This is a genomic window from Chryseobacterium sp. ON_d1 (genome assembly GCF_006829085.1).
GTDB lineage: Bacteria > Bacteroidota > Bacteroidia > Flavobacteriales > Weeksellaceae > Chryseobacterium.
In genome coordinates, this window is the sequence record NZ_BJTC01000036.1 from 1 (window position 1) to 1,128 (window position 1,128).

Sequence of the window (1,128 nt, forward strand, 5' to 3'; positions counted from 1 at the left end):
GTGGGGAATGACTGGAGTAATAAACCTGTTAAGTTTGAATATGCAGCCAATATAGGAAATGATGCCTACAAGTTTGTTCCTACAACAATATGGGAAAACGGAGCTACAAAAACGACGTTAACCGTATCTGCATATAGCAGTGCCAATCAGCTTTACAGGAATATGGTCACAGATGAAGACGGGAACAGGACCTATGAATATAAAAACGGACAGGGACAGACTATTTTGGTAAGGAAAATGATTTCAGATACGGAATACGCAGACACCTATTATGTATATAATGAATATAACCAGCTGGCTTTTGTTCTTCCTCCCAAGGCTGCTAATCAGAGCCTGACAGATGATCTGCTTAATGCCCTTTGCTACCAGTACCGCTATGACGCAAGAGGACGTCTGGTTGAAAAGAAACTTCCCGGTAAAGCCTGGGAATACATGGTATATGACAGGCAGGACAGGCTGATCATGACCCAGGATGCTGTCATAGGAGCTTTAAAACAGTGGCTGTTTACCAAGTATGACCAGTTCGGAAGAACAGCTTATACAGGAATATATACCAGCTCCCAGGTATACAGTGCCGCAGGAAGAGCAGCAGAGCAGGTGTTGGCAGATGCTAAAGGCAGCAACAATGTAGCCAGATCTGCTACGGTGGGATTCACAAACAGTGGACTGGGAGTGTATTATGACAGTGGTTCTACCAGCTATCCGGGTTCTGTTACTAAATTACTGACTGTCAATTATTATGACACCTATCCTACAGGCTCCTCTGCGGTCACCAATGTATTTGCCCAGCCCCTTCTTACGGATAACCCGGCTAATGCCCAAACCACCAAGGGAATGCTTACCGCTTCCTATATCAAAAATATAGAAGATGACAGATGGACAAAGAACTTTATCTGGTATGATACCAAAGGAAGAAACATTGGCTCAAGAAGTAACAACTATTTGGGGGGCTACACCGTGATCAACAATAAGCTTGATTTTGCCGGGGTTGTCCTTCAAACCAATACCTACCACAGAAGATTGGGTTCAGATCCTGAAAAGGTCATTGTGGAAAAGTTCACTTATGATTCCCAGAACAGGCTGCTGACCCATACCCACCAGGTTGGTAACAATCCTGTTGAATACCTT

Annotated in this window: 1 pseudogene; it reads left to right on the plus strand. The window is 44.0% G+C overall.

The window, feature by feature from the left end:
* A pseudogene (locus CRS_RS24585) lies at positions 1-1,128 on the plus strand (RHS repeat-associated core domain-containing protein); the annotation flags it as partial.